Source organism: Endozoicomonas sp. ONNA1, assembly GCF_024606325.1.
Classification (GTDB): Bacteria; Pseudomonadota; Gammaproteobacteria; order Pseudomonadales; family Endozoicomonadaceae; genus Endozoicomonas_A.
The window spans coordinates 1-1,424 of the sequence record NZ_JAHHPN010000659.1 but is presented as its reverse complement, the minus strand read 5'-3'; the positions used below and the strand labels follow the sequence as shown (position 1 = coordinate 1,424).

General features: G+C 47.4%; 2 protein-coding genes. Both read left to right on the top strand.

What is annotated here, in order from left to right; genetic code table 11:
* Positions 1-231: 231 nt before the first annotated feature.
* Positions 232-615, top strand: coding sequence for a hypothetical protein (locus KDK19_RS15575; RefSeq protein ID WP_257292310.1), 384 nt, complete (start codon positions 232-234; stop codon positions 613-615).
* Between the two features lie 102 nt (positions 616-717).
* Positions 718-1,424: AAA family ATPase (locus KDK19_RS15570; protein WP_257292309.1), on the top strand; the 707-nt coding region annotated here is incomplete at its 3' end.

The window sequence follows — 1,424 nt, the reverse complement described above, 5'->3', positions numbered from 1 at the left end:
CATAAATACTCCATAAAAGTATTTACGCCCAAGTCGCAGAACTGACTATAATAACCAACGGCTTCATAGTCAGCCTGTGACTTTGACATAATGGCAGGGGCTGGTTGAGAAGCCGGTTCACCCCCTGTGGTGAGCGTCGACAGGGTGTTCTTTAGGCAGGGCACTCTGTCTCTTACTGCTTTACGATACTGCTCTTGAATAATGGCGTGTCATCGTGCCGGTTTTCGTTGGGTGATACCGCAAAGATACGGAGAAGACTGGTGCGACGTAAGGCTGGATGCAGGTTTTCAGGGTTTAAAACGACAGCTGCAGTGGGTGAGGAAACCGATACACGCCATCAATTTAAAGTCTATGCCCGTAGCTGCTGTCGAAATGGCAAAGGATAATTTCTGCGGTGATTATCGAAGTGCGCTTAAGCTTCTTGCCAAAACCAATAATGAGCAATCTGCAGGCACACTGGCGGAGGCCATTGTCAGTCGCTTTCATCACAAGGTTCCAGCCCAGTGCGGCGAACATGATTTTATTAAGAGGATTCAGGCCGCTAATCCTTATCTTTTGCATCCTGACACACTGAACCAGCTTAAACGGCAGTTAAGCGGTTACTGTTTCAGGTAGCAACAGGTTATTCAGCGTGAGTGTGGATTAAGCTCTGGTAAACGAAAGTCACTGGGAGAGTTCTATCACGCGGTATTAGCAATTACGCCCCAAACCGTTTCTTTGGAAAAAGGTCGGATAACCCTGGTAAAAGCCCCTTATGGATCAGGTAAAACAAAACTGATGTCGGCACTCTCTCAATCTGCCGTGCAGAAGGGTGAGCGGATTTTGGCGATTACGCATCTGGTTTCCCTGGCTCATGAACTGGCAAAAAGACTGGGGCTGGAGAGTTATCTGGATACCCATGAATTCTGTATGGCGAGTATCAACCGACTAGTGACGTGTATTAACAGCCTTTGTGCCCCGAATGTCAGCCGATTTCTGGAAACAGGAAAGACCGATATTTTGCTGCTGGATGAATTCTCGCAACATATCTCTGTGCTGGGGACCAGTCCTCATATCAAAGACCCTTCAGTTCTTGCACGTTACCTGGATTTAATTGAACAAACGCCTACCGTCATTATCTGTGATGCCGACTTGTCCTCTTATCATGTAGGGTTGTTGCAGGAGTGGTTTCCTGAGAGGGAAATACATTTTTACGAGATGCCGTATTCTCGGGATGTAACGCTGGCATGCCAGTTTGCTACTGGCAAAACTCAGGCTAAATCGGTCATCGATCAGCAGCTACTGCCCTCTGTCGCCCAAGGCAGAAAAATAGCGATAGCCACGGACAGCAGGGCATACGCAGGCAAACTGGAAAAAATCATCCGAAAACAGCACCCCGACATTTCAATGTTACTGTTTCATGGAAAAAATCGTAATGAGCCTGA